This is a genomic window from Nonomuraea sp. NPDC049421, from assembly GCF_040677005.1.
Lineage (GTDB): Bacteria > Actinomycetota > Actinomycetes > Streptosporangiales > Streptosporangiaceae > Nonomuraea > Nonomuraea salmonea.
Genome location: NZ_JBFAQA010000073.1, coordinates 1 through 1,766, shown reverse-complemented (window position 1 = coordinate 1,766; position 1,766 = coordinate 1). Strand labels below are relative to the sequence as shown.

The window sequence follows — 1,766 nt, the reverse complement described above, 5'->3', positions numbered from 1 at the left end:
GCGCAGACCCTGCTGGAGAACCTCTACTTCAACCCCAAGCGCTACGACCTCGCGAAGGTCGGCCGCTACAAGATCAACAAGAAGCTGGGCGTCGAGGCCGGCATCACCCACGGCGCGCTCACCGTCGACGACATCGCCGCGATGATCGACTACCTGCTCCGCCTGCACGCGGGGGAGGAGTCGATGCCGGGGGCGCGGGGTGACGTGGTGGTCGAGACCGACGACATCGACCACTTCGGCAACCGCCGTCTGCGCAGCGTCGGCGAGCTCATCCAGAACCAGGTCCGCCTGGGCCTGGCCCGCATGGAGCGCGTCGTCCGCGAGCGCATGACCACGCAAGACGTCGAGGCCATCACGCCGCAGACGCTGATCAACATCCGGCCGCTGGTGGCGGCGCTCAAGGAGTTCTTCGGCACCTCGCAGCTGTCGGGATTCATGGACCAGATCAACCCGCTGTCCGGGCTGACCCACCGGCGCCGCCTGTCCGCGCTGGGCCCCGGCGGTCTGTCGCGGGAGCGGGCCGGGTTCGAGGTCCGTGACGTGCACCCGTCCCACTACGGCCGGATGTGCCCGATCGAGACCCCTGAAGGGCCCAACATCGGCCTCATCGGCTACCTCGCCTGCTACGCCAGGATCAACCCGTTCGGCTTCGTCGAGACCCCCTACCGCAAGGTCGTCGACGGCCGGGTGACCGAACAGGTCGACTACCTCACCGCCGACGAGGAAGACCGCTTCGTCATCGCCCAGGCCAACACGGCGCTCACCGAGGACGGCGGGTTCGCCGAGCGGTACGTGTCGGTGCGGCGCAAGGGCGGCGAGTTCGAGCTGGCCAGGGCGGACGAGGTCGACTACATCGACGTCTCGCCGCGCCAGATGACGTCGGTGGCCACCGCGATGATCCCGTTCCTGGAGCACGACGACGCCAACCGCGCGCTCATGGGCGCGAACATGCAGCGCCAGGCCGTGCCGCTGATCAAGGGCGAGGCGCCGCTGGTCGGCACCGGCATGGAATATCGCGCCGCCACCGACACCGGTGACGTGATCATCGCCGCCTCCGCCGGCGTGGTGGAGGAGGTGTGCGCCGACTACGTGACCGTGGCCAACGACGACGGCACCCACGTCACGTACCGGGTCGCCAAGTTCAAGCACTCCAACCAGGGCACCAGCTTCAACCAGAAGCCCATCGTCGCCGAGGGCCAGCGGGTGGAGGCGGGCCAGGTGATCGCCGACGGTCCCTGCACCGACGAGGGTGAGCTCGCGCTGGGCAAGAACCTGCTGGTGGCGTTCATGCCGTGGGAGGGTCACAACTACGAGGACGCGATCATCCTGTCGCAGCGGCTCGTACAGGACGACGTGCTCTCCTCGATCCACATCGAGGAGTTCGAGGTGGACGCCCGCGACACCAAGCTCGGTCCTGAGGAGATCACCCGCGACATCCCCAACGTCTCGGAGGAGGCCCTCGCCGATCTGGACGAGCGCGGCATCATCCGCATCGGCGCCGAGGTGGTGCAGGGCGACATCCTGGTCGGGAAGGTGACGCCCAAGGGTGAGACGGAGCTGACGCCGGAGGAGCGGCTGCTGCGCGCGATCTTCGGTGAGAAGGCCCGAGAGGTGCGTGACACCTCGCTGAAGGTGCCGCACGGCGAGCAGGGCAAAGTCATCGGCGTACGCGTGTTCTCCCGTGAGGAGGGCGACGAGCTGCCGCCGGGTGTCAACGAGCTGGTCCGCGTCTACGTGGCCCAGAAGCGGAAGATCACCGACGGCGA

Annotated in this window: 1 protein-coding gene; it reads left to right on the top strand. The window is 68.2% G+C overall.

What is annotated here, in order from left to right; genetic code table 11:
- Nucleotides 1-1,766 (top strand): DNA-directed RNA polymerase subunit beta (gene rpoB / locus AB0K18_RS50225; protein WP_364930276.1); only part of this gene is annotated, 1,766 nt, incomplete at both ends.